Raw genomic sequence first — 24,785 nt, forward strand, 5'->3', positions numbered from 1 at the left:
CTTGCGGCCCGGGGCGCTCAGCGCTCGGGGGCGCCGGTCACCGGCATCCCGAGCCAGTTCCCCAGTTCGGCGAGCTCGGCCTGGACGATGTCGTGCTCCTCGGGTTCGAACGGAAGGAACTCGTGGACGGCGTGGACACGCAGCACGTCGTTCTTCCTGTCGACCTCGGCGTCGAGCATCCCGACGAATCGATCGCCCATGAGGATCGGATGCGCGAAGTAGCCGTACCGGCGCTGCGCCGCCGGCTTGAACTGCTCGAGGACGTACTCGAACTCGAAGACCTCCTGCAGCCGGGGGCGATCGAAGAGCACGCTGTCGTACGGGTTGAGGAACGCGACCCGGCCGCCAGGGTCGTCCCGACCGTCGGCGTCGCCTTCGTCGAGGGCGGCGAGCGCGGCGGGGTCGGCACGGAACCGCCACTTCGATCCCTCGACCTGGACGGGCTCGCCCGCCATGCCGTTGCGTGTCCATGGCGACTTCTGCTTCGCGAGGCCTGCGGCCTGGAGCCGCCGCTCGTCGAGAAGTCGTTCGGCCTCGGGCTCGTCGTACTCGGGAAGATCCCTGGGATACACGCGCTCCGCGATGTCCCATCTGCGGTGGCGTCCCTCACGACCGACGATCGCGACCTCGCCCTGCCGGGCGAGGAAGTCGAGCATGTGCGGCACCTGGTTCTTGCCGTACCAGCCGTCCGGCGCTCGATCCACCTGCGCGGTGTCCGGGATGTCGCTCGCCAGCAGGGGGCCCTCACGCTCGAGGCGCGCGAGGACGTCCGCGCGGAACGCCGCGTTCGCCTCGAGCCACTGCCGGCTGCTTTCGCGGCGCGGCCACGTGCGCATGACGGGGAGCATCAGCGGAAGCAGGCTGACGGGACGGAACGCGCCTTCGAACTCGAAAAGGAGACGGTCGAGCTCGACGGCCTTCTGCAGCTGGCCGGGCTCGTACGACCACCCGATGCGCGACCACAGCACCGTGTGCTCGCACGGCGCGATCGTCGCCGTCGGATCGATCTTGATGTAGCCGAGCTGCTCACCGACCTCGACTACATCTCCTGGCCTGTCGGCATCGAGCAGCTGCGCGCGCACGATGATCCGCCGGGCCTCGTCTCGTGTGAGCGTGCGGGTCGGCGTCACGAGCACGAGAGTAGCCGAGGATGGCCGGACGCGGTCCTTGTGGCCCGGTGCGTGGTGGGCATGGTTCTCCGGGCCCGGCGGGCCCGCGGGGGCGTGCAGGGTGCGCGGCACAGGGCACAGCGCACAGGGCACAGCGCACAGCGCACAGCGCACAGCGCACAGCGCACAGGGCACAGGGCACAGGGCGCAGCGCACAGGGCACAGGGCACAGGGCACAGGGCGCAGCGCACAGGGCGCAGCGCACAGGGCACGGGCGAGCGAGCCTCGGCTTTGTGCGGGCCACCCGTCGCGGTAGTCCCGCCGTCAGCGCGGCGCCGCTGTCCGGCCCGGCGCCACCCGCCGGTCAGCCCGGCACCGCTGTCCGGCCCGGCGCCGCTGTCCGGCCCGGCGCCGCTGTCCGGCCCGGCGCCACCTTCCGTCAGCCCGACGCCCCACGCCCGCCGGTCAGCCCGGCGCCGCTGTCCGGCCCGGCGCCACCTTCCGTCAGCCCGACGCCCCACGCCCGCCGGTCAGCCCGGCGCCACCTTCCGTCAGCCCGACGCCCCACGCCCGCCGGTCAGCCCGGCGCCCCGTCATTCGTCGCCCCCACCTCCGGCCTGGCGCCACTTCCGTCCGCGAGGCGCCCGCCGGTCAGAACGGCGCGCCGCTGTCACCACCACTCGCTCGGAACACGGGCACTCGCCGCTCAGGCTCGACGATGTACCGGCGCCCCGCCGGCGACGTCCACTCCAGCGCACCCCCGCCGCCGTCGACCTGGCGAACGTTCCATCCTCCGTGGTGCTTGACCGTGTGATGGCCCTTGCAGAGTGGCGCGAGGTTGTCGAGTGCCGTCGGCCCGCCGTGCTCCCACGCGATCGTGTGATCGATCTCGCACCTGGAGGCGGGGATGGCGCACCCCGGCGCCATGCACCTGTCGGCCCGCCATCGCACGAGCCGTCGAAGTGCGGGCGGTGGTCGATACTGCTCGCGTCCGACGGAGAGGACCATCCCGGTCTCGGGGTGGGTGAGGATCCGCATCCACCCGTCCGCGCCACCGCACAGTTCGCGGGCACGGACGATCGGGATCGGCCCTGACCCTTCCACGATCGCCCCTGGTGCTGTCGGCGAGTCGTCGAGCAGGGCGAGGGCGGGAACCGTCACGGCTACGGTCGCACGGATCCCTCGGGCCTGCGCTGGGAGAGCGTCCGTCTCGCCGTCGACGAGCAGGTCGCCGAAGGCATCGGCGCGCAGCTGGTCCAGCGACCTCTCCTCATGCTCGTCGGCGGCGAGAGCCTTGCCGATCGCCGTGAGCCGACCGTGGATCGCGCGCGCCTCGACCGCCGGGAGGAACGCCGAGAGCCACGCCATGCCGTCGTCGGCGGGCTCGACCACCACGCGGCGCGCCGCGAGTGCGGCCTCGTGCCGCTCGGCGAGCGTGTCGGACCGCGCCGACTCGACGAGCCTGCGCAGCGACCGCCGGAACACCCCCATCGACTCGTACTCGGCCAGGGCGAGGGCTCGCGCCACGAGAGCGTCGCGCAGCTCGGGCTCGATGCCGTCGGCGGCTTCGACGATCAACTCGGCATGATGCTCGGTCGTCTGCGCGTGTGAAAGCGCCTCGAGCACCGTCGGATACCGGTGCACGAGCGCCTCGGCCTGTGCCAGCAGGATCCCTGCCGCGTGCTCGGTCACCCTCAGCGCGGCGGCGAGTTCGAGTCGCACCGAACGCTCGACGACCTCTGTCACCGAGCGATCCGCCAGCGCGGCATCGGCGAGCGCTTCACGTCGCAGCGCATCGATGCGCACGAACCGCTGCGCCGCGAACACCGCCATCATGTCGTCGACCTCGACGATGAGCCCCAGGGCGTCGGGGCCCTCGAACACGGGCCATGCCTGATCGCCCTCCCATGAGGCATCCCCCATCGAGGAGTCGATGTCGAAGTTCACGCTTCAGACTTTAGAACATACCTACGACATCGCAGCGAGCGCAGCGCACCTCCGAAGCAGCCCTCCGGCGGCTACTGCTTGGTGGCGCGCTCGATCTCCATAACGAGGATCACCCGGTCGGCCTTGTCTCGGGGCGGCGTCGGGCTCTGGTTGCCGTATCGGTTCTGCAGGCGCACATAGAACGCACCCTCGGGGTCGGGGACGACCTCGACGAGTCGGCCGGCGACCTCGAGATAGCGGAAGGGGTCGTCGGGGTCGATGACCGACAGTGACATCGAAGGGTTGTGCTGCAGGTTGCGGTACTTCTGCCGGTAGTTCGTGTGCGTGAAGCGGATGTGGCGCCCATCGGTCTCGAACCACATCGGGTTGACCTGCACCGTGTCGTCAGGACGAATCGTGCCGAGGTGACCGTAGAGCGGGAGGTCGAGCAGGTGGCGGTACCGAGCGGGGACGATCTCGTCGACAGGAGGCATGGTTCCAGTCTGCCGCGGGATCGACGGCCCGGCTCCGGTCAGGCCATCCTCAGTCGCCGGACAGCTCGAGCCGGAGCAGGTCGAGCGGCAGCTCTCGTCCGGCGTCCCACGGCTCGGTCCACCCGAGACGGTCGAAGAGGCCGTCGAGCAGCATCGCAGTGAAGCCCCAGACGAGGTGCTCGCCGGTCGCATGCCGAAGGAGGAATCCCGGCCCGCTCCAGACCTGCCCGCCTCGACGGATCACGGTCGAGCCACGGTGGGCGGGGTCGAGCAGGTCGGCGACCGGCGCGCGGAACACGTCGGACGACTCGGCCTCGTCGACGACGCGAACCGGTGACGGATGCCGCCACCACCCCAGCACCGGGGTCACGAGGTGCTGCGCGAGCGGGATGTCGACGAGGGCGCCCAGCACCTCGACACCCGTGGGGTCGAGGCCGGTCTCTTCACGGGCCTCGCGGAGCGCCGCGGCGACGATGCCGTCGTCGCCGGGGTCGACACGTCCGCCGGGGAACGCGACCTGGCCGGGATGCGACCTCAGCGTCGTCGCGCGCGCGAGGAGCAGCACGTCGAGATCTCGGGACACCGCGCGGGCATGGGCGTCGTGGTCGCTCGGCAGGGAGTCGAGCACCCCGAACAGGATCAGGACCGCTGCCGGACGCGCATCGGGAGAGAGCGGATTGCGGGCGAAGGCCTCGAACGCCTGGTCTTCGGGATCGGCCGCGACGGCCTCGGCGATCGCTGCGAGCTGCGCCCGCGCGCTCGGCGTGGAACGATCGGCAGGCATTGGCTCAGGCTACGCCCGCCGGCGGACACCCTGCCGCAGTCGGGAGGGTCGCGGCATCCGGTCGCGATGCGAACTCGCCCGGCAGCAGCCGGAACATCCGCTCGTGGGCGATGCGCGCCTGCCGCTCCATGTACCCCGCGAGCAGGCGCGGGGCCGTGACGGTCACGGTCTCGGTAACCAGTGCGCCGCCGTCCACCGGAGCGGCGACCGCGGTCGTGTCGAGCGCGCACAGCGGTGCCGGGCGCACCCGGCCGGTCATCGACACCGCCGAGGTGCGGACCATGCGTGCGCGGAACCGCAGCGTGTACGCGAACGGCCCGACCCGCGGCCGCTCCGCGACCTTCCACTCCCACCAGTGCCCGTCGGCGTGGGCGCCCTCCGCGACCACCTCCGCCCGCTGCACGTAGGCGTGGAGCCCGCGATGGCGGTCGAGTCGGAGGAGGAAGTCGATCGCCGCCTCGGGCGAAGCCGCGACAGTCGCCCGGACGTCGAAGGTGCGTGTCGTCACGAGCGCACGTCGTCGCGGTGGGCCATGCGGTGAACCTACTCCGAGCCGCGGATGAATGAGAAGGGTCACGCGCCGCCCGTCCCGGCCACGGCTCGCCACAGGCCCGCCCACTGCTCGGGTCGCAGGTCGCGCGGCAGCCGGTGATCGTCGATTCCGAGTTCGCGGAGGATGCCGCGCGCACGCGACCGGCTGAGCCCGGAGCTCTGCTGGAGGATCGCCGCGAGCCCGTTCCCTCGCCCGGTGAACATGGCCCCGACGAACCGGTCGTAGGTGCGCCGGTCGCGGGGATCGACGAGCGGCGCTCCGCGCCGCGTGATCGTGAGGATGCCTCCGTCGACGCTGGGCATCGGAGTGAAATGCCGGGCGGGCACACGCCCGCGCAGTCCGAACTCGAACCAGGGCGCCGCCTGAGCGGTCATCATCGTCCCTCCGCCGACGCCTGCGCGCTTGCGGGCGACCTCCCACTGGGTGAGGAGGATCGCGTCGCGCCACTGACTTCGCGTGAGGAGCCGGCGCAGGATCGGAGTGGTCAGGTGATACGGGACGTTGCCGACGAGCACCGGGCGGTCGAGCGGATGCCGCAGTGCATCGGCCCGCTCGATCCGGGCCGAGGGCAGCCGTCGCCGGAGCGTCCGGACCCGGCGCTCGTCGATGTCGATGGCCGCCAGATCGCGCCCGAGCCGTGCGAGCGGCACGGTCAGCGCGCCGTCGCCCGCGCCGATCTCGAGGATCGGGCCGCGGGTCGCGGCGACGAGGTCGACGATGCCGTGGATCGTCGGCCGGTGGGTGAGGAAGTTCTGGCCGAGCTCGTGCCGGCCGCCGTGAGAGGAACGGTTTCGCATGGGTGCGCTCCAGGGAGGAAGGAGGAGCACCCCGATGCGCGCAGCGCTGGTCCGAGGGCGGATCGACGGACCGTGAGAGGGGGCGGGTGCGCGCGTCCGGGGTGCGATGACATCCCGGTCGACGGCGCGCTGACGCGGTGAAACGCGACGGCGCCGTCAGGCGCTGCGGTCGCGGATATAGAAGGCGCACGCCGTCATCGGCGCGCTGCAGATCGTTCCCATGCGAGCCATCGTAAACCCACCCACGAGGGGTGCGCACTCACTGGGCGTCCAGGAAACACACCGGAATTGTCCAGATTAGGCGGACAAACTCGGGGATTTGTGTCCGCGAACAGCCGACACCTGGCGCCGTCGATGCGGCGCAGCTACCCGATACGAAACCGGTTCATGCGCTCGAAAACTGCCTCTACTCCTGCCCGCCGCACCCTCCGCCTCACCGCCCGTCGCACCCGTCGGCGCCCCGCGATCCTCGCGGCCGGCCTCGCCTTCGGGATCATCGCCACCGCCGGTTTCACCGTGACCACTCCGGTGACGCTGGCCGAGGCATCCGGCTCCACCCCGGCCTTCGCTCTCGCGTCGTTCACCACCCCCGCGTCGCCCGCCGAGGCCCCCGTGATCGAGCGTGAGGATGCGCGTACCGTGGCCGCCCACGCGGCTCTCGCCGCCGCTGAGACGACCCTGTCGGCCGCCGAGACCCTCACCGACGACATCGCCTCCGCGGGTCTCGATCTCGGCGTGGACACCGCCATCGACACCCCCGCCCTCGAAGAGGCCGTCGCGCGACTGTCAGGCGCCGAGACGGGTTCGCCGCTCCTCGTGCCGGGCTTCACCGACGACCTGACCGCGCTGGTGGCCACGCTCGACGAGCGCGTGGCCGGCCTTCGCGGCAGTCTCGACGCCGCCAAGGCCGCGGAGGCCAAGCGGATCGCCGAGGAGAAGGCGCGCCGCGCGGCCGCCGCGGCAGCCGCGGCCGCCGAGAAGGCCGCCGCCGCGACGTCCGCGCCCTCCCCCGTGTTCGCGTCCGGAGGCTCGGGCGGCGACAACAGCCCGGCGGGCGCACAGGCATCCGCCCGCGCCATGCTCGGCAACTACGGCTGGGGCGACGACCAGTTCGGCTGCCTCGTCTCGCTGTGGAACAAGGAGTCGGGCTGGAACTACCGCGCCTACAACGCGGGAAGCGGCGCCTACGGGATCCCCCAGGCGCTCCCCGGCAGCAAGATGGGCAGCGCGGGCGCCGACTGGCAGACCAACGCGGCGACGCAGGTCGCGTGGGGCCTCGGCTACATCTCGGGCCGCTACGGCTCGCCGTGCGGCGCCTGGTCGCACTCGGAATCGGTCGGCTGGTACTGAGCCGACGAAGACGGATGCCGCCGCCCAGATCGGGCGGCGGCATCCGTCGTCTTCGAACTCACACCTCGTTCCCAGCCTGCCGGGACCAAACGCGACCGGCCCGACGTTCTCCTCGATGACGCCGCAGCCAGCGGCGCTTCCGAGGAGGAACACGACGTGACCACCGACTACCGCTCCACCCCCGAGGCGCTGAGCCGCCTCACCGACCTCCAGTACCGCGTGACGCAGCGCGACGCGACCGAGCCGCCGTTCCGAAACGAGCACTGGAACAACCACGAGCCCGGGCTGTACGTCGACATCGTGTCGGGCGAGCCGCTCTTCTCGTCCAACGACAAGTACGACAGCGGCACCGGCTGGCCGAGCTTCACGAAGCCGGTCGATCCCGGCGCCGTCCGCACGATCACCGATCGCGCGCTGTGGATGACCCGCACCGAGGTGCGCTCGGCCGGGGCGGACAGCCACCTGGGTCACGTCTTCGACGACGGTCCGCGCGAGGCCGGCGGTCTGCGCTACTGCATGAACTCGGCCTCGCTGCGGTTCATCCCCGTCGCTCAGCTCGACGAGCAGGGCTACGGCGAGTACCGGCAGCTGTTCGACGCCGAGGGCACGTCCGCGTAGGGGGCGGCATCCGCTCGGCCCGCCCGTGCGGTCTCGTCGCCTTCGTGACGGGACCGCACGGCGGGGATCAGACCTCGCCCACCGCGACGACGACCTTGCCGAGCGCCCGGCCTTCTCCGTGCCAGGCGAGTGCCTCCGGCACCTCGTCGAGTCCGAAGACCCGGTCGATGTGCACCGTGACTCCGCCGCCGACGCACTGCTCGGCGACCGGGGTGAACGCCGCCGGCCCTTCCCGCACGATCAGCAGGCCGAGGTGTGCTCCGGTGAGCATCCCCAGGAGCGGTCCGACCGTGACCATGCGCAGAACGGTCCGGCTCGTTCCGCCGACGATGACGCAGCGACCGCGCGCGGCCAGCGCGCGGCGGTACGCGAACACCGACCGATGCGCGACGAGATCGACGATGAGGTCGTACGGCCCCGTCCGCGTGAAGTCGACGCGACGGTAGTCGATGACTTCGTCCGCGCCGAGCGAGCGCAGGAAGTCGAGCTTGCCGGCGTTGTCGACAGCAGTCACATGGACGCCCTTCGACTTCGCGAGCTGCACCATGAACGAGCCCGAGCCACCGCCGGCTCCGTTGACGAGCATCCTCGATCCGGGTTCGGCGAGCGCGACCGCCTGCGACGCGATGGCTCCCGCCTGCGGGATCGTGGATGCCTCGGCGAAGGTCAACGCGGAGGGCTTGGGCGCGAGCGCCGACTCCGGCGCGACGACGTACTCGGCGAAGCCACCCATGAGTGCGAGGTTGTCGCCGAAGACCTCGTCGCCGACGGCGAACCGGGTCACGCCCTCTCCGAGTGAGACGACGCGGCCCGCGACATCCGACCCGAGGATCTGCCGGGCCGGACGGAACAGCCCGCCGATGCGGGCGTACCCGGGACTTCCGTGCAGACCCTCCCAATCCGACAGGTTGATCGACGTGGCGACGACCTCGATCAGCACCTGCCCGCGCCCGGGGCTCGGTATCGGGACGTCGCGCAGCTCGAGCACCTCGGGACCGCCGTACCGCTCGTAGACAATCGCGCGCACGCGCTCACTCTAGGGTGCGGGACTGAACTCACGGCGCGCTCTCAGGTTGCCGGGACCAAATCGACCGCGGCATCCGTTCTCTTCTGTGACGGGCACCGCGCCGCGTCACCGGATACCTGAGAAACTGGATCCCGGGCCACGAACCACTCCATGAAGGAGACCTGACATGACCAGCGGACCTTTCGACAAGGGCCAGATCACCCAGACCCCCGGCACCGAGACGGCCGTTCTCGCCGGCGGATGCTTCTGGGGCATGGAGGACCTCATCCGCCGCCAGCCCGGCGTCCTCAACACACGCGTCGGCTACACGGGCGGTCAGAACGACCACGCGACCTACCGCAACCACCCCGGTCACGCCGAGGCCGTGGAGATCGTCTTCGACCCGACCGAGACGTCGTACCGCGACATCCTGGCGTTCTTCTTCCAGATCCACGACCCGTCGACCCTGAACCGCCAGGGCAACGACATCGGGTCGAGCTACCGCTCGGCGATCTTCCCGCTCTCCCCCGAGCAGGAGACCGTCGCGCGCGACACGATCGCCGACGTCGACGCCTCAGGGCTCTGGCCGGCCAAGGCCGTCACCGCGATCGAGCCCGCCGGTCCGTTCTGGGAGGCCGAGCCCGAGCACCAGGACTACCTGATCACCTATCCCAACGGCTACACCTGCCACTTCCCGCGCGCGGGGTGGGTGCTGCCCAAGCGCGCCGACGCCACGGCGTAGCGAGCGAGAACGACGGATGCCGCAGCCCCGCGGGGTCGCGGCATCCGTCGTCTTCGGGCCACGCCGGCCTACGCCGACGCGCGCTCGCTGACCGTGTCCTCCGTCGTCTGTCGCGCGAGCGACCAGACGCCCCACATCGCAGCGGCGCCGAAGACGGCGAAGGCGAGGAAGCTCCACGGCGGAGCGGACGCGGCCTCGTTCAGCACGGTGATGCCGAGGACGACCGCGACGAACGGGTCGACGACCGTGAGCCCGGCCACGACGACCTGCGGTGTCGCGACCGTGTGCGCGGTCTGCACGAAGTAGATCGACAGCGCCCCGGCGACAGCGATGCCGACGGCGCACGCGATCGTGAGCAGGTTGCGGTCGTCGAGCGTGTAGTCGTCGACCATGATCGCGGTCTGGATCCGCAGAATGACCGTCTTGCCGAGCGTCGCGACGAACCCGGCGTAGAGGCCGCCCAGCACCACGAACATCACCGGCGGCACACGATGCCCGCGGAGTCCGATGAGCGCGGCGAAGGTGATCGCGAGGACGACCAGAAGCACGATCAGCACCGCGATCAGCTGCGCGTCGGTGATCGTGGTCTGATCGCTGACGGATGCCGCGACCGCGACGAATGCGGCGAGCGCCGCCACGCACACCGCGATCGAGGTGACCTCGCGCCGGCTCGGCGGGGTCTTCGTCACGACGGCCGTGAGCAGGGACGCGAAGACCAGGGCGATGACTCCGACCGGCTGGACGACGATCAGCGGGGCGAACGCGAGCGCACCGAGCTGCACGAGGATCGCGAGGCCGAACAGCGCCGAGCCCGCCAGCCACTGCGGCTCGCGAAGCAGTCCGATTCCCTGCGAGACCCCGATCGATCCCGAACCCGCCTCCGTGCGGGCGCCGACGCCCCTCGACTGCAGGAAGTTGCCGACCGTCAGCAGCGCCGCCGAGAGCACCGCCAGCACGATGCCGAGGATCGGGAAGGAGTCGATGGACATCTGCCGTTCCCCTCGGTCGACGAACCTCCACGCTAGCGGGGCGACGTCCCGGAGATCGAGGGTGTCGGGCATCTCGCAGATCCCGCACCCGGAGCAGATCGACGCGACCGCACCCGCCCGGTGATCCCCGGGACTACCCTCGACCCATGGCGGCGGAACCAGGCTGGTACGACGACGGCACCGGCAAGCAGCGGTGGTGGGACGGCGCACGGTGGACCGAGCACTACATCGATCTCCACGAGCGCGAGATCGAGCTGCACGTCGATGCGACCCCGCCGGCGAGCAGTCCCGCCGCTCCCGGCTGGTACGACGACGGGCGCGGACGGCAGCGGTGGTGGGACGGCGGCCGCTGGACCGATGCCGCGAAGTTCAGCGGCGAGGAGCAGTCGCTCGCCGGGATCGTCGTGGACGGGCGATGGATCCACTTCGGCGCGTCGAGTCAGCCGGTCGCGGGTGCCGCGGCATCGCAGGCGACCGGCGCCGAGCTGCTGAAGCGCGGGCGGCTCGCCGCCCCCGCGACCGCGCGGGCGCTGTACGGCCCCTCGGGTCCCATCACGCCGAGACTGCTCAAGCGCGCGGTCGACCCGAACGCGGGCTACCTCGTCGTCGAGGTGGCCGGCCAGGTGTGGCTGGCGGCCGTTCCGCCGGGACAGGATGCCGCGGCCCGCCAGTTCGTCACGTGGATCAACAACGTCTCGGAGCACTACCGCTACCGGCCGTAGCGTCCGGTGGTTGACTGGGGCCATGGAGGCCGTTCCGATGTTCCCGCTCGGGTCGGTGCTGTTCCCGCACACCCCGCTCGTGCTGCGGATCTTCGAGCCGCGCTATCTCACGATGCTCGGCAGGCTGCTCGACGAGGACGATCCCCGCTTCGGTGTCGTGCTGATCGAGCGCGGCCACGAAGCCGGCGGAGGGGATCAGCGCAGCGGTGTCGGCACCATGGCGCGCGTCGTCCAGGTGCAGGTCGGTGAGGACGACCTGCAGCTCCTCGCGGTCGGTGGGGAGCGGGTCACGGTGGACCGCTGGCTCGAGGACGACCCGCACCCGCTGGCCGACCTCACGCAGCTGCCGCCGCTGATCTGGGACGACGCCCTCACTCCGCTCCGCACGGAGACGGAGCGGACCGTCCGGCGCGTGCTCGCACGCGCCGCCGAGTACGGCGATACACGCTGGGACGCGAACGTCGAGCTCTCCGACGACCCGATCGAGTCGGCGTGGCAGCTGGCCGCCATCGCCCCGCTCGGAGACTTCGACCGGCAGGCGCTCCTGCGGTCGACGACGACCGGCGGACTGCTGCGCGAGACCATCGACCTCACCCTCGCGATCGAGCCGCTCCTCACGGCGCCGCCGATCGACCCCGACGAGGGGTGAGCGTCGCCGCGCACCGGTGCCGAGGCATCCGCTCGGCTAGCGCCGCCCCACTCCGGCGAACACGGCGTGCAGCAGCGGCACCGCGGACACGCCGATCAGCACCCAGCCGAACGCGGGCTCGTCCGGCCGCACGAGCAGCCCGCCGATGAACAGCCCGGCGAAGAGCACCGCCGACACGACCCGCCGCCCGACCCGCTCGAGCCGACGCATCCGCTGATCCAGCTTCGGATTCTCGACGGCCAGCTGACCGTTCTCCATGCGCGTCGCGAGGTCGTCGATGCGCCGGGGCAGGCGCGCGACGATCGCCGCGACCGACAGCGCCTCGCGCCCGAACGCCTGCACGACGTTGCCCCGCTCGCCGCGGAGCAGTCCTGCCGCGTACGGCTCGACGGCATCCCAGATGTTGAATTCGGGGTCCAGCCCACTGCACATCCCCGATGTCAGCGAGATCGCCCGCACGATGAGCAGGAAGTTCTCGGGCAGCTGGAACGGCATCGCGCGCACGACGTCGCCGAACTCGGTCGCGAAGTCCTGGAACTCGCGCGGGTCGACCTTCTGCAGCTCGGCGAACCCCATGCCGCCGAACCGCGCGAACAGCGCCGTCATCGCCCGCTCGAGCTCCGCGGTGTCGGCCGACGGCAACAGCACGCCGACATCGCGGATGCTGTCGACCAGCTGCTTCCCGTTGCGCGACGCGACCGCGATCACGAGCTGCTGCAGGTCGCGACGCAGCCGGTCGGGAACCTCGCCCATCATGCCGAAGTCGATGAACGTGAACCGCCATGGGCGCTCGGCGCCGGGAGTCGGGGTGACGAAGATGTTGCCGGGATGCGGGTCGGCATGGAAATAGCCGTTCAGGAACAGCTGGTCGAACATGACCGTGGCGAACTCGGCCGCGACCTCCGACGGGTCGATGCCGGCGGCGCGCAGTCCGTCGACGTCGTTGATCTTGATCGCCGTCACGTCGGCCAGGGTGAGCACGCGTCGCGTCGTGCGCTCCCATGCGATCTCCGGCACGCTCACCCGCGGATCGCCCGCGAAGTCCTCGGCGAACCGCTCGGCGTTGCGCGCCTCGTGCAGGTAGTCGATCTCCTCGCGGCTCGTGACCGCGAACTCCTCGATCAGGCCCGGCAGGTCGACGTGGTCGCGCACCACCCGCACGCGGCTGAGCCAGCCCGCGACCTTGCGCAGCGCCGCGAGGTCGACGTCGACGATCTCATCGATCCCGGGTCGCTGCACCTTGACGACAACGTCGACGAACCCCGTCTCCGCCGCGTCTGCCGCCGACAGCCGCGCCCGGTGCGCCTGACCGAGGGATGCCGCCGCCACGGGGACCGGATCGACGGCGTCGTAGGCGCGCGAGAGCGGCACGCCGAGCTCCGCTTCGGCGAGTGCGCGGATCGCGGCGAAATCGACGGCGGGCACCTCGTCCTGCAGCCCCTCGAGCTCTTTCGTGATCTCGGGCGGGAGCACATCGAGGCGCGACGACATGAACTGGCCGACCTTGATCATGAGGCCGCCCAGCGACACGGCGAGGGTGTGGAACCGGCGCGCGATGTTCTGGAGCCGTGCCGCCCGGCCGCGCGCGGCGAGCCGTGCGAGCCCGATCCGGGGCAGGAAGAGCTCGTACCACCACGCCTGCACCATGTATCGGGCGGCGAATCGCAGGATTCGGCGATAGCGGGCGCGAGAGGCACCGGCGTCCGTCATCGAGCTTCCTCGTCGGCGATCGGCGGCGGCATCCACTCAGTCCTGCGCGAGGATCGAGTAGAGCTTGCGACGAGCCTCGTCGAGCACGTCGACGGCCTGGCTCACCTGATCCGCCGAGCCCGTGCGACCCACCTGCGCGACGGCCTGCGCGAGATCGATGCCGGCCTTCGGCAGCGCGGCCCTGGCGCCCTCCTTCGACCCCGGCGTCTCCCACGGCGCCGATCGGTCGCCGGTCGCCTCGGCCTCCTGCCGCCCTTCGTCGGTCAGCGAGTACGTCTTCCGACCATTCGATTCTTCGGCGCTGACCAGGCCTTCATCGGTGAGCAGCTGGAGCGTCGGGTACACCGAGCCGGGGCTCGGCTTCCACGATCCGCCACTGCGCTCGTCGATCTCCTGGATGATCTGGTAGCCGTGCATCGGCTTCTCGGCGAGAAGCGCCAGGACCGCCGCGCGCACGTCACCCCGACCCATGCGCGTCGGCCCGACCTTCTGCTCGAACATGCCGCGCAGCTGATCCATCGCCTCCCACAGGCCGGCGCCCGGCCGCCCTTGTCCAGGACCGCGGGACCCCGTCCCGAACCAGTCCCCCATGTTCGATCCGCTCATGATGACCTCCTCGGCGCCGGGTCGCTCCGTGGGCTCGGCGATACTCAACGATATATCGTTCAGCGCCCTTCGGCACCCCCTCGCAGGTTCAGGCCCGATCGCCGTGCTACTGTGGAGTGCCCACTCGGGTCTTGCGTCGTTTCCCACTCTGCCTCACTGTGGAGCAGCAGACACTTGACGCCAGGACAGTCACCAAGACGTCCGACCCGCCCCCTAGACTCTCGCGCACGAGCGACTCCACCGCCGCGCTACCTCCTCTGAAAGACCTCTTGACCTTCATTACCCCCACTTCTTCAGCTCGACCCTCGATCGACTGGCGCCAAGCCGACGACGACGTGTTCGTCGCGACATCCGCCGGCGAGTACGCCGGCTTCGTCGGCGTCACTCCGCTGGGCTTCGAAGCCCACAGCGCTCAGGGCGAGAGCCTCGGCGTGCACGGCACCCGCGACTCCGCTCACGCGGCGGTCGCGGCGTCCGTCACCCGCACGGCGGTCTCCCCCGCGGGCCCCGCCCGCCCCATCCGTCCGCTCCGCACACGTCGGCGCGGCACCCCGGTCGCTTCACGCGGCCCGAAAAGTAGAAGGAAAGACACGATGGCCACTGGCACCGTGAAATGGTTCAACTCCGAGAAGGGCTTCGGCTTCATCGCTCCCGATGACGGCGGCGCCGACCTGTTCGCGCACTTCAGCGCGATCACCGGCGAAGGCTACAAGGAGCTCCGCGAAGACCAGAAGGTCGAATTCGACGCGGAGCGCGGCCCGAAGGGCATGCAGGCCGCCAACATCCGGCCGCTCTGACGCTTGAGCCGGCCGGGACGCATGCGTCCCGGCCGGCCACCCGTCCGTAGACTCACCTCTGTGAACAATCGTGTGGCGCCTTCGGGCGTGAGGAGGTCGTCGACGCGCACCGCGTCGACGGGCGAGCGAGCCTGAGGCTCGCCATCGCACCGCTCGTTCGAGCGCGCACTGCGCTCCGAGCATCCACCCTGTCCGGGGCACCTCTCCCGCACACGATCGTCGCGCGCTTCGCCGCGACCGCACAGAAAGCACGCACATGCGCCCCCTCACCGACGCCCTGATCCGGGCATCGTTCGTCAACGCGTCCCGCAGCGAACGCAAGAATCTCACCCTCCCGCCCGGTTTCGACGACCTCGACTGGGACCGCCTCGACTTCCTCGGCTGGCGCGACCCCAAGCTCCCGAACGTCGGCTGCCTCGTGGTCGAGCTCGACGGAGAGCCCGTCGGACTCCTGATGCGCCAGGCCGGCACCCGACCGCGCACCCGGCCGCAGTGCTCGTGGTGCTCCGACATCACCCTTCCCAACGAGGTCGTGCTCTACACGACGAGGCGCGCGGGCGACGCCGGCCGCCGCGGCGACACCGTGGGCACCCTCATCTGCGAGGACTTCGAATGCCCGCAGAACGTGCGAAGGCTCCCTCCCTCGGCGTACCTCGGATTCGATCGCGAGGCCGCACGAGACCGGCGCATCGAGACCCTGCGCGAGCACGTCGAGAGCTTCGTGCGCGACGTGCGCGGCGAGGGCTGACGCCGAGCGGATGCCGCGGCCCCGGTCGCGGCATCCGCATCTTCCTGGCCGTCGTCGGCGAGTCGCGCCACACTGGACCCATGACCGAGCCGGCCCGCCCCTGGGTGCTGCACGTCGACCTCGACCAGTTCATCGCCGCCGTCGAGGTGCTGCGACGCCCCGAGCTCGCCGGCAAGCCGGTGATCGTCGGAGGGCGCGGCGACTCCACGGAGCGGGCCGTCGTGTCGACCGCCTCGTACGAGGCGCGCGCCTTCGGCGTCGGCTCCGGGATGCCTCTGCGCATCGCGGCGCGCAAGGCTCCCGACGCGATCATCCTGCCGGTCGACGCGCCGGCGTACACCGCGGCGTCGGACGAGGTCATGGCGACGCTTCGGGCCCAGCCCGACGCCGTCGTCCAGGTGCTGGGCTGGGACGAGGCATTCGTCGGCGTCATCACCGGTGATCCGGAGGCGTACGCCCACGGCATCCAGCGGGCGGTGCTCGAGCGCACACGGCTGCACTGCAGCGTCGGCATCGGCGACACGCTCGTGCGCGCCAAGAACGCGACCGACTTCGGCAAGCCACGCGGGACTTTCCGGCTCACCGCCGACAATTGGCTGGAGGTCATGGGCGACCGGCCCACGAAGGAGCTGTGGGGTGTCGGCAGCAAGATCTCGCAGCGGCTCGCCGCCCACGGCATCACGACCGTGAACGAGCTGGCGCGCGCCGACGAAGCCGTCCTCGCCTCCGAGTTCGGTCCGAAGATGGGACCGTGGTACCGGCAGCTGGGACGCGGCGACGGCTCCGCGACCGTCGACGACACGCCGTGGGTCGCACGGGGGCACGGCCGGGAGACGACGTTCCAGCAGAACATCGTCGCACGCGCCGACATCGAGCAGGCGGCGCGCGACCTCGCTGCACAGGTGCTCGAAGACGTCGTCGCGGAGGGACGCCCCGTCGTCGGCGTCGGGCTGAAGGTGCGCTACGCCCCGTTCCTCACCAAGACCTTCGTGCACAAGATCCCCGTGACGTTCGACCGCGATGTCGTGGTCGACGAGATCCTCACGCTGGTGGAGCGGATCGAGCCCGGCCGGCCGCTGCGTCTGCTCGGCGTGCGTGCCGAGATGCAGATGCCCGACGAGGCGCGGAAAGGTCACACGCCGACGCGCAGCGGGTGGTGACGCGAACTCGTCAGGTCACGCGGACCAGGGTGCGCTGCCAGCCGGAGGAGCCGTTCGGGGCGATGGGCGCCCGCTCCTCGATCTGCAGGTCGCCGTTCTTGTCGACCGCGCGCACGACGACGTTGTGGTTGCCGGGGGTGGCATCCCACTCGAGGAACCACTGCACCCACGTGTCGTCGTTCACCGGGGCGGAGAGGGTCGCGCGCTGCCAGTCGCCGTCGTCGACCTTGACCTCCACACGCTCGATCCCGACCGTCTGCGCCCAGGCCACGCCCGCGAGCGGGATCGTGCCCGCAGCGACGGGCCCGCCGGTGCGAGGGGTGTCGAGGCGAGAGGAGAACTTGATCGGAGCCTCGGGACTGTAGCCGCGCGGAGTCCAGTACGCCTCGTCCGCCGCGAACGTCGTGACCGTGAGCTCGGTGATCCACTTGGTCGCCGAGACGTAGCCGTACAGTCCGGGCACGACCATCCGCACCGGGAACCCGTGTTCGAGGGGCAGCGGCTCGCCGTTCATGGCGACCGCGAGGATCGCGTCGCGACCGTCGTCGGTCAGCACGTCGAGGGGTGTGCTGGCCGTGAACCCGTCGACGCTGCGCGAGAGCACCATGTCGGCTCCCGGCCGCGGGCCCGCGAGGGCGAGGACGTCGCGCACCGGCACGCCGAGCCACTTCGCGGTGCCGAGGAGGTTTCCGCCGACCTCGTTCGAGACGCACGTCAGAGTGATCGAGTACTCGTCGAGCCCCATCCCGACGAGGTCGTCGAAGGTCAGCTCGACCGGATCGTCGACCAACCCGTCGACGATGAGCCGCCAGCTTCCCGGATCGACCGACGGGACCGTGAGCGCGGTGTCGACGCGATAGAAGTCCGCGTTCGGCGTGTAGAGCGGTGTGATTCCGGGGATGTCGAGCTCGGCACCCTCGGGAACGGTCACGGTCGTCCGCGGCGCGGGCAGCCGGAGCGCTCTGCGGACCGCGTCGATCGACGACGTGGCGACGTTGGCCATGCGGGCGCCGACGCCCACGATCAGAGCGGATGCCCCGGCGATCGTCACGATCTGGAAGAAGCCGCGGCGATCCACGCCCGGACGCGGGCGATCGGCCGGGTTCTCAGGCACCGTGCCCGCCCCGGTCGGGCCGAGGGCCGAGACCGACGCCCAGCGCCGGAGCCGCGCGACCGACAGCACGAGGATCACCGAGCCCGCGATCGTGCCCGCGAGCGGCGGAAGCCAGGCGAACGCGGTGGCGCCCGGACGCGTGACGATCGCCGCGATCGACAGCGCCCCGGCGATCCCGAGCGCGACCACCCCGAGCGGAGGGCGCACGAACTGGAGCACCCCGGTGATGACGGACGCGATCACCACAGCCAGCCCGAGACCCACGAGGAGCGCGATCTTGTCGTATTCGCCGAACGTCGAGATCGCGAGCTCCTTGAGCGGCTGCGGCACGATGTCGATGACGAATCCGCCGACGGCGAGGATCGGACTGCTCTCGCGCGCGATCACCAGCGCGACGATCTCCGCGACCGCCAGGAACACCCCGGCGCTCACCATGCCGGCGAGCGCGCTCAGCCCCCAGAACCTCACGGTGCGACCTCGCATCGCCATGGTCGTCTCCCCCGTCCGCGCGACGTTCGCCGCGCACCGACTGTTCGGCGCCGAGCGCGCGCCGGATTGGGTGGGCCGGCGGGTGGCCGCTGAGCGCCGATCGGCTCCTCCCCGCGTACGGGGTTAGATGGATCCGATGTCTCCGAAGTCCATCGCGGCCCGTCACCGCGAACGAATCGCCCGCAGCGCCCCCGTGCCGCTGGAATGGGTGAGCGCCACCGGACCGGTGGCCGTGATCTCGATCATCGCGGTGATCCTCGCCGCGGTGCCCCTGCTCACGCTGGACCCGCAGGAGCACGAAGGAGCGGCCGTCCTGGTCGCGGTCGGCGGCGTTCCGATGCTGGCGTCCGCCGCCGTGATCGAGGTGCTCCGACGTCGTGTCACGCGATCGACGCGTCTGCGCCCGGGCTGGGCATAGTGGTTCCTCGGCGCGATGCCGGTCGCGATCCTGCTGTGCAGCATCCCCGCCATCACGCAGCATCGCGGCTACTTCGAGGCGGAGACGTTCGGCGGCACGGTCGGCGCGCTCGCGCTGATTCTCGTCGTGACGTACGCGGCGATCCTGCTCGGGGCATTGGTCTGGTTCTTCATCGTGCTCCCCGTCGTGCTGATGGCGCGGATCGTCGTCGACCTCGCGAGGGGCAGGCATCCGTCATGGAAGCGATACGTCATCCCTCCCGGGATCCTCGCGCTGGGTGCCTTCGTCATGGTGGCGGCCCTGGCCATCGACGACCTGCGCCCGGGACGGATGGCGACCGGCCAGATCATCTCCGCGCTGCTGGGCATCCCGGGCACGTACACGGTCGTGTGGGAGGAGGGCCTGTGGATCGCACGCCTTCTGCTCGTGGTCGTGATCGCGATCGGGGTGCCGCTGGGCATGAAGGCCCGCAGGACGAGCGACCGATAGACGGGCCGGAGATCGTCGCGATCGCCCGCGACGCGTCCCTGTGACGCCGGGCCGCGGCATCCGCTCGGTGCCCTGAGTACGGTGGATGGCGTGACCTTCCCCCCGCCGACCCTGCCGCTGTTCGTCTACGGCAGCCTCCGCCCCGGCATGGCGCTGTGGAGCGCGATCAGCGAGCACGTGCTCGAGTCCCGTCCGGCCGCGCTCGACGGGAGGCTGTTCTGGCACGTCGGGATGGAGTGGCCGCTGCTGGTCGTCGGTGACGGCGCGACCGGCGTGGTGCGAGGCGAACTCCTCTCGCTCGCCCCCGGCGACGCGGTCAACCGGGTGATCGTCGACGAGGAGCTGCTGTACGGCTACGACGCCCGCTGGCTGCCGGTCACCTCGGATGTCGGCGAGGTCGAGGCGCTCGTCCTCGTCTGGCCGCGCGCCGACGAGCTCGGGCCCGCGATCGAGAGCGGCGACTACTCGGTGGCGGTCGCCGCCGCGACGAGCGGCTCGGCCTAGGCTGCGTCGGCGGGTGAGACCGGCTGCCGCAGGATCGTGCGCAGCTTCGCCGGGTCGGTGCGGCGGATGTCGCTGAGATAGACCTCGTGGTGGCGGCCCGTCATCCGCAGCCCCTGCGCGGGGATGAACGCGTGGTGCAGCTCGTCGAGCACCGGGCCCTCGTCGTCGAACGGACCGAGGTGGAGCGTCTGCACGCACCGCCCCTCGTCGAGCGTCTCGAGCCGGAGCCGGTCGATCGCCGGCGCGTCGGCCGCCGCTGCCCGGGCCCGGTCGAACTCCTCGTCGGTGGTCCAATCGGGCACGAGGATCATCGCCGTCCAGTCCCACCTCGACTTGTCGCGGTCGGTCGTGAAGGTCGACATGTCGTCGGACCACCACTGGGCCTCGAGGGGCATCACGACGTAGTCGCGGCCGAGCTCCTTCTTGCTCATGAACTTGAGCTTGTACGCCACCGGGAACAGCGTCGAGATCGCGTCGGCGTAGGGCTGCGTGTTCGGATCGCCGTGGCCGTCGATCATCAGGTACCGCAGGGGCGGGATGTCGATGACGTCGAACACGCCGCGCTTGGCGGTGTAGGAGGCCAGCTCCTTCTTGAGGTCGATCTTCATGTCGCGATCAGGCTATCGACAGCGGGCGACGCGGTCACCAGCCCATCGAGCCCGGGGTCCCCTTGAACGGACCCGCGATCGCCGCCGTGATCCACCCGCCGTAGAACCCGCCGGGCTGCGGCACCACCGGCTCGCCGTCGACCTCGCACGCGTCCATCGGCCGGGCGTACACCGCGACCCGGTCGGCGAGGAGCTCGAACCCCGGCGCCGGCTCGGGGTAGTTCCAGGCGCCCTTGGGCGCCGAGGCATCCCCTCCCCGCACGTCGAAGTACCGCGCCGCCCCCTTGAACTCGCAGTACGAGCCGCCGACGGTCGGCACGAGGGCCCCCTCGGCGAAGTCGGCGATCGGCAGGTAGTACACGGGCGGATGGCTGGTCTCGAGCACCCGCACGACGTCGCCGGTGTCGATGATCACCTCGCCGCCGAGGCGGATCACGACGCGCCGATCGACCCGCTCGACCCTGGGCGGACGGGGATAGTCCCACACCGACTCCTGGCCGGGGGCGACGGGATCGGGGGTGGGGTGGGCCATCATCCGAGCGTAAGCGCCCTCAGACCGGCCGGGGTCGTCGTCAGCGGCCGTACTCCTCCAGCCAGCGCAGCCACACCTCGCTCACCGTCGGGTACGACGGAACGGCATGCCACAGCCGGTCGAGCGGCACCTCGCCGACGATCGCGATCGTCGCCGAGTGCAGCAGCTCGGCGATGTCCGGCCCGACGAAGGTCGCACCGACGAGCACGCGGCGCTCGTCGTCGACGATCGCGCGCGCCCGGCCCTTGTAGTGGTCGGCATGCGTGCTCGCGCCCGAGATCCACGACAGGTCGTAGTCGAGCACCCGGATGCCGATGCCCGCCGCCGTCGCCGACGCCTCGGTGTGGCCGACCGATGCCACCTCCGGATCGGTGAACGTGACCTGGGGCACGCTCGCGTGGTCGGCGGTGGCGACATGAGCGCCCCACGGTGCGTCGTCGACCTCGTCGCCGCGGGCCCGGGCGGCGATGACGTCACCGGCGGCGCGAGCCTGGTACTTGCCCTGGTGCGTCAGCAGCGCCCGGTGGTTGACGTCGCCGACGCCGTAGAGCCAGTCGAGTCCGCGCACGCGGAGGGTGTCGTCGACGTCGAGCCAGGCCCCGGGCTCGAGGCCGACCGTCTCGAACCCGACATCGCCCGTGCGCGGAACGCGGCCGGTGGCCACCAGCACCTCCGCCGCGCGCACCTCGACGCCGTCCGAGAGAGTGAGCACGACGTCGCCGTCGGCCTCGCGCGCGACCCGCTCGACCTCGACGCCGGTGCGCACGTCGGCGCCGGCCTCCCGCAGCGCGGCGACGACCGCTTCGCCGGCGAAGGGCTCCATCCCGCCGAGCAGGCCGGAGCGCGCGATGACCGTGACGTCGGCGCCGAACGTGGTGAACAGCGTCGCCATCTCGCTGCCGACGACCCCGCCGCCGAGGATCGCGAGGGATGCCGGCACCTCGCGCACGCCGGTGGCGTCGCGGCTCGTCCAGGGCGAGGCATCCCTCAGACCGGGGATGTCGGGGAGGAGCGCCGCCGATCCGGTCGAGACCACCACCGCGTGCCGCGCGACGAGGGTCGTCGAAGAGCCGTCGGCGGCCTCGACCGTGACCTCGCGCACGCCGGTCAGTCGGCCGTGACCCCGCTCGAGGTCGATGCCGACGCTCTGCAGCCACTCGACCTGGGACGTGTCGTTCCAGTCGTAGACGATCGCGTCGCGGCGTCGGAGGGCGGCGGCGACGTCGACCGAGCCGGTGACGGCCTGCTTCGCGCCGTCGACGTCGCGTGCGGCCCGGATCGCCGCCCCGCTGCGGAGCAGCGTCTTGGACGGCATGCATGCCCAGTACGAGCATTCACCGCCCACCAGCTCGCTCTCGACGACGACGACGGACAGCCCGCCCTGCTTCGCGCGATCCGCGACGTTCTCTCCGACGGGGCCGGCGCCGATGACGATGAGGTCGTATTCACGGGTGCTCATGCGCCCACGGTAGCGGCGCTGCGTGACACGTGGGTCGCTCTTGACAATCCGCTCCGCCGTCGGCGCCGAAGACAGCACAGACGACCGCCGCGGTCAAGCATCTCCCCGATCCACGCCGATGTCCCCGACCTGTGGAAGGCTGGGAAACCCGCCGAAAGGACAGCATGGCGATCGAGTTCCGATCCGTCACGAAGCGCTTCGCCGACGGCACCGTCGCGGTCGACGACTTCAGCCTCGTGCTGCCCGCGCACCGGACGACCGTGCTCGTCGGGTCGTCGGGGTGCGGCAAGACGACCCTCCTGCGCATGATCAACCGCCTCGTCGAGCCGACGAGCGGAGTCATCGCGATCGACGACGAGCCGATCGCCGGGCGCGACCCCGTGAAGCTGCGTCGCGGCATCGGGTATGTGCTGCAGAACGCCGGCCTGCTTCCCCATTTCACGGTGGCCGACAACATCGCGACGGTGCCGGTGCTGAGCGGCGTCGCCCGCAAGGCGGCCCGCGAGCGGGCACTCGAGCTGATGGATGTCGTCGGCCTCGACCGTTCGCTCGCCGACCGGTATCCGAGCCAGCTCTCGGGCGGCCAGCAGCAGCGGGTGGGCGTCGCGCGCGGTCTCGCCGTCGACCCCAACATCCTCCTGATGGACGAGCCGTTCGGCGCGGTGGACCCCATCGTGCGAAAAGAGCTGCAGGCCGAGACCCTCCGCCTCCAGCGCGAGCTCGACAAGACGATCGTCTTCGTCACGCACGACATCGACGAGGCGTTCCTGCTCGGCGACCAGATCGTGATCCTCGAGAAGGGCGCCAAGATCGCCCAGCTCGGCACCGCGGACGAGATCCTCGAGAACCCGGCGAGCGACTTCGTCGCGGACTTCATCGGCTCGAGGAAGGGCACGCGGGCCCTCCGCCGCAAAGAGACCCCGCGGGGCGTCGTGCTCGTCGACGACACCGGCCGCACGCAGGGGGTTCTGGTCGGAGACGACTCATGACCTGGGTCCTCGACAACCTCGATCTCATCTGGAGCCTCTCGCTCGACCAGCTGCGGCAGAGCCTCGTCGCCATCGTGCTCGGATTCGCGATCGCGCTTCCCATCGGCTGGGCGGCGTTCCGCTACTCCGCGCTGCGCGGGCCCACCCTGACGACGGTCGGGCTGCTCTACACGATCCCCTCGCTCGGGCTCTTCGCCGTGCTGGCCGCGGCGTTCGGCGTTCCGTACCTGTCGGAGCTCAACCTCATCGTCGCGCTGACCATCTACGCCGTGGCGATCATGACGCGATCGGTCGCGGACGGCCTCGCGTCGGTGGACCCCGTCACGCGCGAGGCCGCCGTGGCGGTCGGCTTCGGCGCCTGGCGGCGGTTCTGGACCGTCGACTTCCCGCTCGCCGGCCCCGTGCTGCTCGCGGGTCTGCGCGTGACGGCGTCCTCGACGATCTCGCTCGCCACGGTGGGCATCCTCATCGGGGTGGAGAACCTCGGCTACCTCTTCACCAACGGCTCACAGCGACGGATCATCCCCGAGGTGCTCGCGGGAGTCGTGGCGGTCGTGGTGATCGCCCTGATCATCGACCTGCTCCTCATCGTCGCAGGACGCGCCCTCATGCCGTGGAACCGGCGGCGGCCGACGCGCGCGGAGCGCGCCCTCCGAGCGGCGGTGACCGCGTGAACTACTTCCTCGAGGCCTTCGCCTGGATCTTCTCCCCCGAGCGGCTGACCGGATCGCTGCCGCTGCCCACCGCCATCGCCCAGCACCTGGCGTTCACCTTCGGCTCGGTCCTGATCGCCGCCGTCATCGCCATTCCGGCGGGGTGGCTGATCGGGCACACCGGGCGCGGCCGCGAGTTCGCGGTCGCCGTCTCCGGCGCCGCGCGCGCGCTGCCGTCGCTCGGACTCATCGTTCTGCTGTACCTGCTCGTGGGCGTCACCCTCAAGACCGAGGCGGCCGTCGCGGCATTCGTGGTGCTCGCGATCCCCTCCATCCTCGCCGGCGCGTACGCCGGGTTCGAGGCGATCGACCGCAGCGTCATCGACGCCGGGCGCGCCATGGGCATGACGCCGTGGCAGATCCTCTGGAAGATCGAGGTCCCGCTCGGGCTGCCCCTGCTCATCGGCGGGCTGCGGGCCGCCACTCTGCAGGTCGTCGCGACCGTCACGATCGCGGCCTACATCGGTCTGGGCGGCCTGGGCTTCTACATCATCCAGGGCATCCCTCTCCGCGACTTCCCCCAGATCCTCGGCGCCTCGATCGTCGTGATCGCGCTCGCCCTCCTGCTCGACGGAATGTTCGCACTGCTCCAGCGCGTTGTCGTCCCTCGTGGAGTCTCCGCGCCCCGGCGTTCCACCCCTCGTCCCACCGCGGCTCGCACGCGTACCGTCGCGAACGCGCCGGCCTGACCCCTCACCCACACCGGAGGT

The 24,785-nt window shown here is 71.1% G+C and carries 28 protein-coding genes; 14 read left to right on the top strand and 14 right to left on the bottom strand.

Going from position 1 to position 24,785, the window contains the following annotated elements; translation table 11 throughout:
* Positions 1-17: 17 nt before the first annotated feature.
* From EER34_RS16260 to erm, 6 genes are all read right to left on the bottom strand, one after another.
* On the bottom strand, positions 18-1,130 hold the full coding sequence (locus EER34_RS16260) for a DNA glycosylase AlkZ-like family protein (protein WP_127476638.1): 1,113 nt from the start codon (positions 1,128-1,130) through the stop codon (positions 18-20).
* 630 nt (positions 1,131-1,760) lie between these two features.
* A complete protein-coding gene (locus EER34_RS16270; RefSeq protein WP_240642456.1) occupies positions 1,761-3,056 on the bottom strand; it encodes an HNH endonuclease signature motif containing protein in 1,296 nt (431 codons plus the stop codon).
* 71 nt (positions 3,057-3,127) lie between these two features.
* Positions 3,128-3,529: a PPOX class F420-dependent oxidoreductase gene (locus EER34_RS16275; RefSeq protein ID WP_127476640.1), complete on the bottom strand. Its 402-nt coding sequence runs from the start codon at positions 3,527-3,529 to the stop codon at positions 3,128-3,130.
* A 49-nt stretch (positions 3,530-3,578) separates the two neighbouring features.
* Positions 3,579-4,313: an NUDIX hydrolase gene (locus EER34_RS16280; RefSeq protein ID WP_127476642.1), complete on the bottom strand. Its 735-nt coding sequence runs from the start codon at positions 4,311-4,313 to the stop codon at positions 3,579-3,581.
* 4 nt (positions 4,314-4,317) lie between these two features.
* Positions 4,318-4,821, bottom strand: a complete 504-nt coding sequence (locus EER34_RS16285; protein ID WP_205791757.1) for a hypothetical protein — start codon at positions 4,819-4,821, stop codon at positions 4,318-4,320.
* 65 nt (positions 4,822-4,886) lie between these two features.
* Complete coding sequence (erm, locus tag EER34_RS16290; RefSeq protein ID WP_127476643.1) at positions 4,887-5,663, bottom strand: 23S ribosomal RNA methyltransferase Erm; 777 nt, start codon at positions 5,661-5,663, stop codon at positions 4,887-4,889.
* Positions 5,664-6,050: 387 nt separating this feature from the next.
* Between erm and EER34_RS16295 the strand changes: the two genes are divergently transcribed.
* Together EER34_RS16295 and msrB are read left to right on the top strand one after the other, a co-directional pair.
* Positions 6,051-7,013 (top strand): aggregation-promoting factor C-terminal-like domain-containing protein, encoded by a 963-nt coding sequence (locus EER34_RS16295; RefSeq protein WP_205791760.1) that lies wholly within the window; start codon positions 6,051-6,053, stop codon positions 7,011-7,013.
* 156 nt (positions 7,014-7,169) lie between these two features.
* On the top strand, positions 7,170-7,631 hold the full coding sequence (msrB, locus tag EER34_RS16300; protein WP_127476645.1) for a peptide-methionine (R)-S-oxide reductase MsrB: 462 nt from the start codon (positions 7,170-7,172) through the stop codon (positions 7,629-7,631).
* Between the two features lie 67 nt (positions 7,632-7,698).
* Here msrB and EER34_RS16305 read toward each other — a convergent pair whose 3' ends face one another.
* The gene (locus tag EER34_RS16305) at positions 7,699-8,658 is read right to left on the bottom strand and encodes an NAD(P)-dependent alcohol dehydrogenase (RefSeq protein WP_127476646.1); all 960 of its coding nucleotides are present in this window, start codon (positions 8,656-8,658) and stop codon (positions 7,699-7,701) included.
* A gap of 166 nt (positions 8,659-8,824) precedes the next feature.
* On the opposite strand from EER34_RS16305, the gene msrA reads away from it, so the two are divergent.
* Positions 8,825-9,379 (top strand): peptide-methionine (S)-S-oxide reductase MsrA, encoded by a 555-nt coding sequence (msrA, locus tag EER34_RS16310; protein WP_127476648.1) that lies wholly within the window; start codon positions 8,825-8,827, stop codon positions 9,377-9,379.
* A gap of 68 nt (positions 9,380-9,447) precedes the next feature.
* Here the strand turns inward: msrA and EER34_RS16315 are convergent, their stop codons facing one another.
* Complete coding sequence (locus EER34_RS16315) at positions 9,448-10,368, bottom strand: multidrug DMT transporter permease (RefSeq protein WP_127476650.1); 921 nt, start codon at positions 10,366-10,368, stop codon at positions 9,448-9,450.
* 146 nt (positions 10,369-10,514) lie between these two features.
* On the opposite strand from EER34_RS16315, the gene EER34_RS16320 reads away from it, so the two are divergent.
* Together EER34_RS16320 and EER34_RS16325 are read left to right on the top strand one after the other, a co-directional pair.
* On the top strand, positions 10,515-11,090 hold the full coding sequence (locus tag EER34_RS16320) for a DUF2510 domain-containing protein (RefSeq protein WP_127476981.1): 576 nt from the start codon (positions 10,515-10,517) through the stop codon (positions 11,088-11,090).
* A 22-nt stretch (positions 11,091-11,112) separates the two neighbouring features.
* A complete protein-coding gene (locus EER34_RS16325; RefSeq protein WP_127476982.1) occupies positions 11,113-11,739 on the top strand; it encodes an LON peptidase substrate-binding domain-containing protein in 627 nt (208 codons plus the stop codon).
* Positions 11,740-11,775: 36 nt separating this feature from the next.
* Here EER34_RS16325 and EER34_RS16330 read toward each other — a convergent pair whose 3' ends face one another.
* Both EER34_RS16330 and EER34_RS16335 read right to left on the bottom strand, forming a co-directional pair.
* Positions 11,776-13,449 (bottom strand): ABC1 kinase family protein, encoded by a 1,674-nt coding sequence (locus EER34_RS16330; protein WP_127476652.1) that lies wholly within the window; start codon positions 13,447-13,449, stop codon positions 11,776-11,778.
* 36 nt (positions 13,450-13,485) lie between these two features.
* Positions 13,486-14,055, bottom strand: a complete 570-nt coding sequence (locus EER34_RS16335; RefSeq protein WP_127476653.1) for a PadR family transcriptional regulator — start codon at positions 14,053-14,055, stop codon at positions 13,486-13,488.
* Positions 14,056-14,648: 593 nt separating this feature from the next.
* Between EER34_RS16335 and EER34_RS16340 the strand changes: the two genes are divergently transcribed.
* The 3 genes from EER34_RS16340 to EER34_RS16350 all read left to right on the top strand — a co-directional run bounded on the left by EER34_RS16340 (position 14,649) and on the right by EER34_RS16350 (position 16,760).
* A complete protein-coding gene (locus EER34_RS16340) occupies positions 14,649-14,852 on the top strand; it encodes a cold-shock protein (protein WP_127476984.1) in 204 nt (67 codons plus the stop codon).
* Between the two features lie 256 nt (positions 14,853-15,108).
* Entirely contained in the window at positions 15,109-15,600 is a 492-nt protein-coding gene (locus EER34_RS16345) for an FBP domain-containing protein (protein WP_127476655.1), read from the top strand.
* A gap of 80 nt (positions 15,601-15,680) precedes the next feature.
* Positions 15,681-16,760: a DNA polymerase IV gene (locus tag EER34_RS16350; RefSeq protein WP_205791780.1), complete on the top strand. Its 1,080-nt coding sequence runs from the start codon at positions 15,681-15,683 to the stop codon at positions 16,758-16,760.
* Between the two features lie 10 nt (positions 16,761-16,770).
* Here EER34_RS16350 and EER34_RS16355 read toward each other — a convergent pair whose 3' ends face one another.
* Positions 16,771-18,363 (bottom strand): molybdopterin-dependent oxidoreductase, encoded by a 1,593-nt coding sequence (locus tag EER34_RS16355; RefSeq protein WP_240642457.1) that lies wholly within the window; start codon positions 18,361-18,363, stop codon positions 16,771-16,773.
* A gap of 136 nt (positions 18,364-18,499) precedes the next feature.
* Between EER34_RS16355 and EER34_RS16360 the strand changes: the two genes are divergently transcribed.
* From EER34_RS16360 to EER34_RS16370, 3 genes are all read left to right on the top strand, one after another.
* Entirely contained in the window at positions 18,500-18,781 is a 282-nt protein-coding gene (locus EER34_RS16360) for a hypothetical protein (RefSeq protein ID WP_127476656.1), read from the top strand.
* Positions 18,782-18,796: 15 nt separating this feature from the next.
* Positions 18,797-19,270, top strand: coding sequence for a hypothetical protein (locus EER34_RS16365; RefSeq protein WP_127476658.1), 474 nt, complete (start codon positions 18,797-18,799; stop codon positions 19,268-19,270).
* Between the two features lie 90 nt (positions 19,271-19,360).
* Positions 19,361-19,774, top strand: coding sequence for a gamma-glutamylcyclotransferase family protein (locus EER34_RS16370; protein ID WP_127476660.1), 414 nt, complete (start codon positions 19,361-19,363; stop codon positions 19,772-19,774).
* Here EER34_RS16370 and EER34_RS16375 read toward each other — a convergent pair.
* From EER34_RS16375 to EER34_RS16385, 3 genes are read right to left on the bottom strand one after another with little or no spacing between them, the layout of a single operon-like run.
* The gene (locus tag EER34_RS16375; protein WP_127476661.1) at positions 19,771-20,382 is read right to left on the bottom strand and encodes a GyrI-like domain-containing protein; all 612 of its coding nucleotides are present in this window, start codon (positions 20,380-20,382) and stop codon (positions 19,771-19,773) included. The two genes, EER34_RS16370 and EER34_RS16375, sit on opposite strands and share 4 nt — an antisense overlap.
* Positions 20,383-20,416: 34 nt before the next feature.
* Positions 20,417-20,914: a DUF427 domain-containing protein gene (locus EER34_RS16380; protein WP_127476663.1), complete on the bottom strand. Its 498-nt coding sequence runs from the start codon at positions 20,912-20,914 to the stop codon at positions 20,417-20,419.
* Between the two features lie 40 nt (positions 20,915-20,954).
* Positions 20,955-22,373 (bottom strand): dihydrolipoyl dehydrogenase family protein, encoded by a 1,419-nt coding sequence (locus EER34_RS16385; RefSeq protein ID WP_127476665.1) that lies wholly within the window; start codon positions 22,371-22,373, stop codon positions 20,955-20,957.
* A 164-nt stretch (positions 22,374-22,537) separates the two neighbouring features.
* Between EER34_RS16385 and EER34_RS16390 the strand changes: the two genes are divergently transcribed.
* From EER34_RS16390 to EER34_RS16400, 3 genes are read left to right on the top strand one after another with little or no spacing between them, the layout of a single operon-like run.
* Positions 22,538-23,362 carry an ABC transporter ATP-binding protein gene (locus EER34_RS16390; protein WP_127476667.1) on the top strand — a complete coding sequence of 275 codons (825 nt, stop codon included), beginning with the start codon at positions 22,538-22,540 and terminating at the stop codon, positions 23,360-23,362.
* The gene (locus EER34_RS16395; RefSeq protein WP_127476668.1) at positions 23,359-24,036 is read left to right on the top strand and encodes an ABC transporter permease; all 678 of its coding nucleotides are present in this window, start codon (positions 23,359-23,361) and stop codon (positions 24,034-24,036) included. Before EER34_RS16390 ends, EER34_RS16395 begins: the two co-directional genes overlap by 4 nt.
* On the top strand, positions 24,033-24,764 hold the full coding sequence (locus tag EER34_RS16400; protein WP_127476670.1) for an ABC transporter permease: 732 nt from the start codon (positions 24,033-24,035) through the stop codon (positions 24,762-24,764). Before EER34_RS16395 ends, EER34_RS16400 begins: the two co-directional genes overlap by 4 nt.
* Positions 24,765-24,785: the final 21 nt, after the last annotated feature.

Origin of the sequence: Microbacterium sulfonylureivorans (genome assembly GCF_003999995.1) — a bacterium.
In the GTDB taxonomy this organism is placed as follows: Bacteria; Actinomycetota; Actinomycetes; order Actinomycetales; family Microbacteriaceae; genus Microbacterium; species Microbacterium sulfonylureivorans.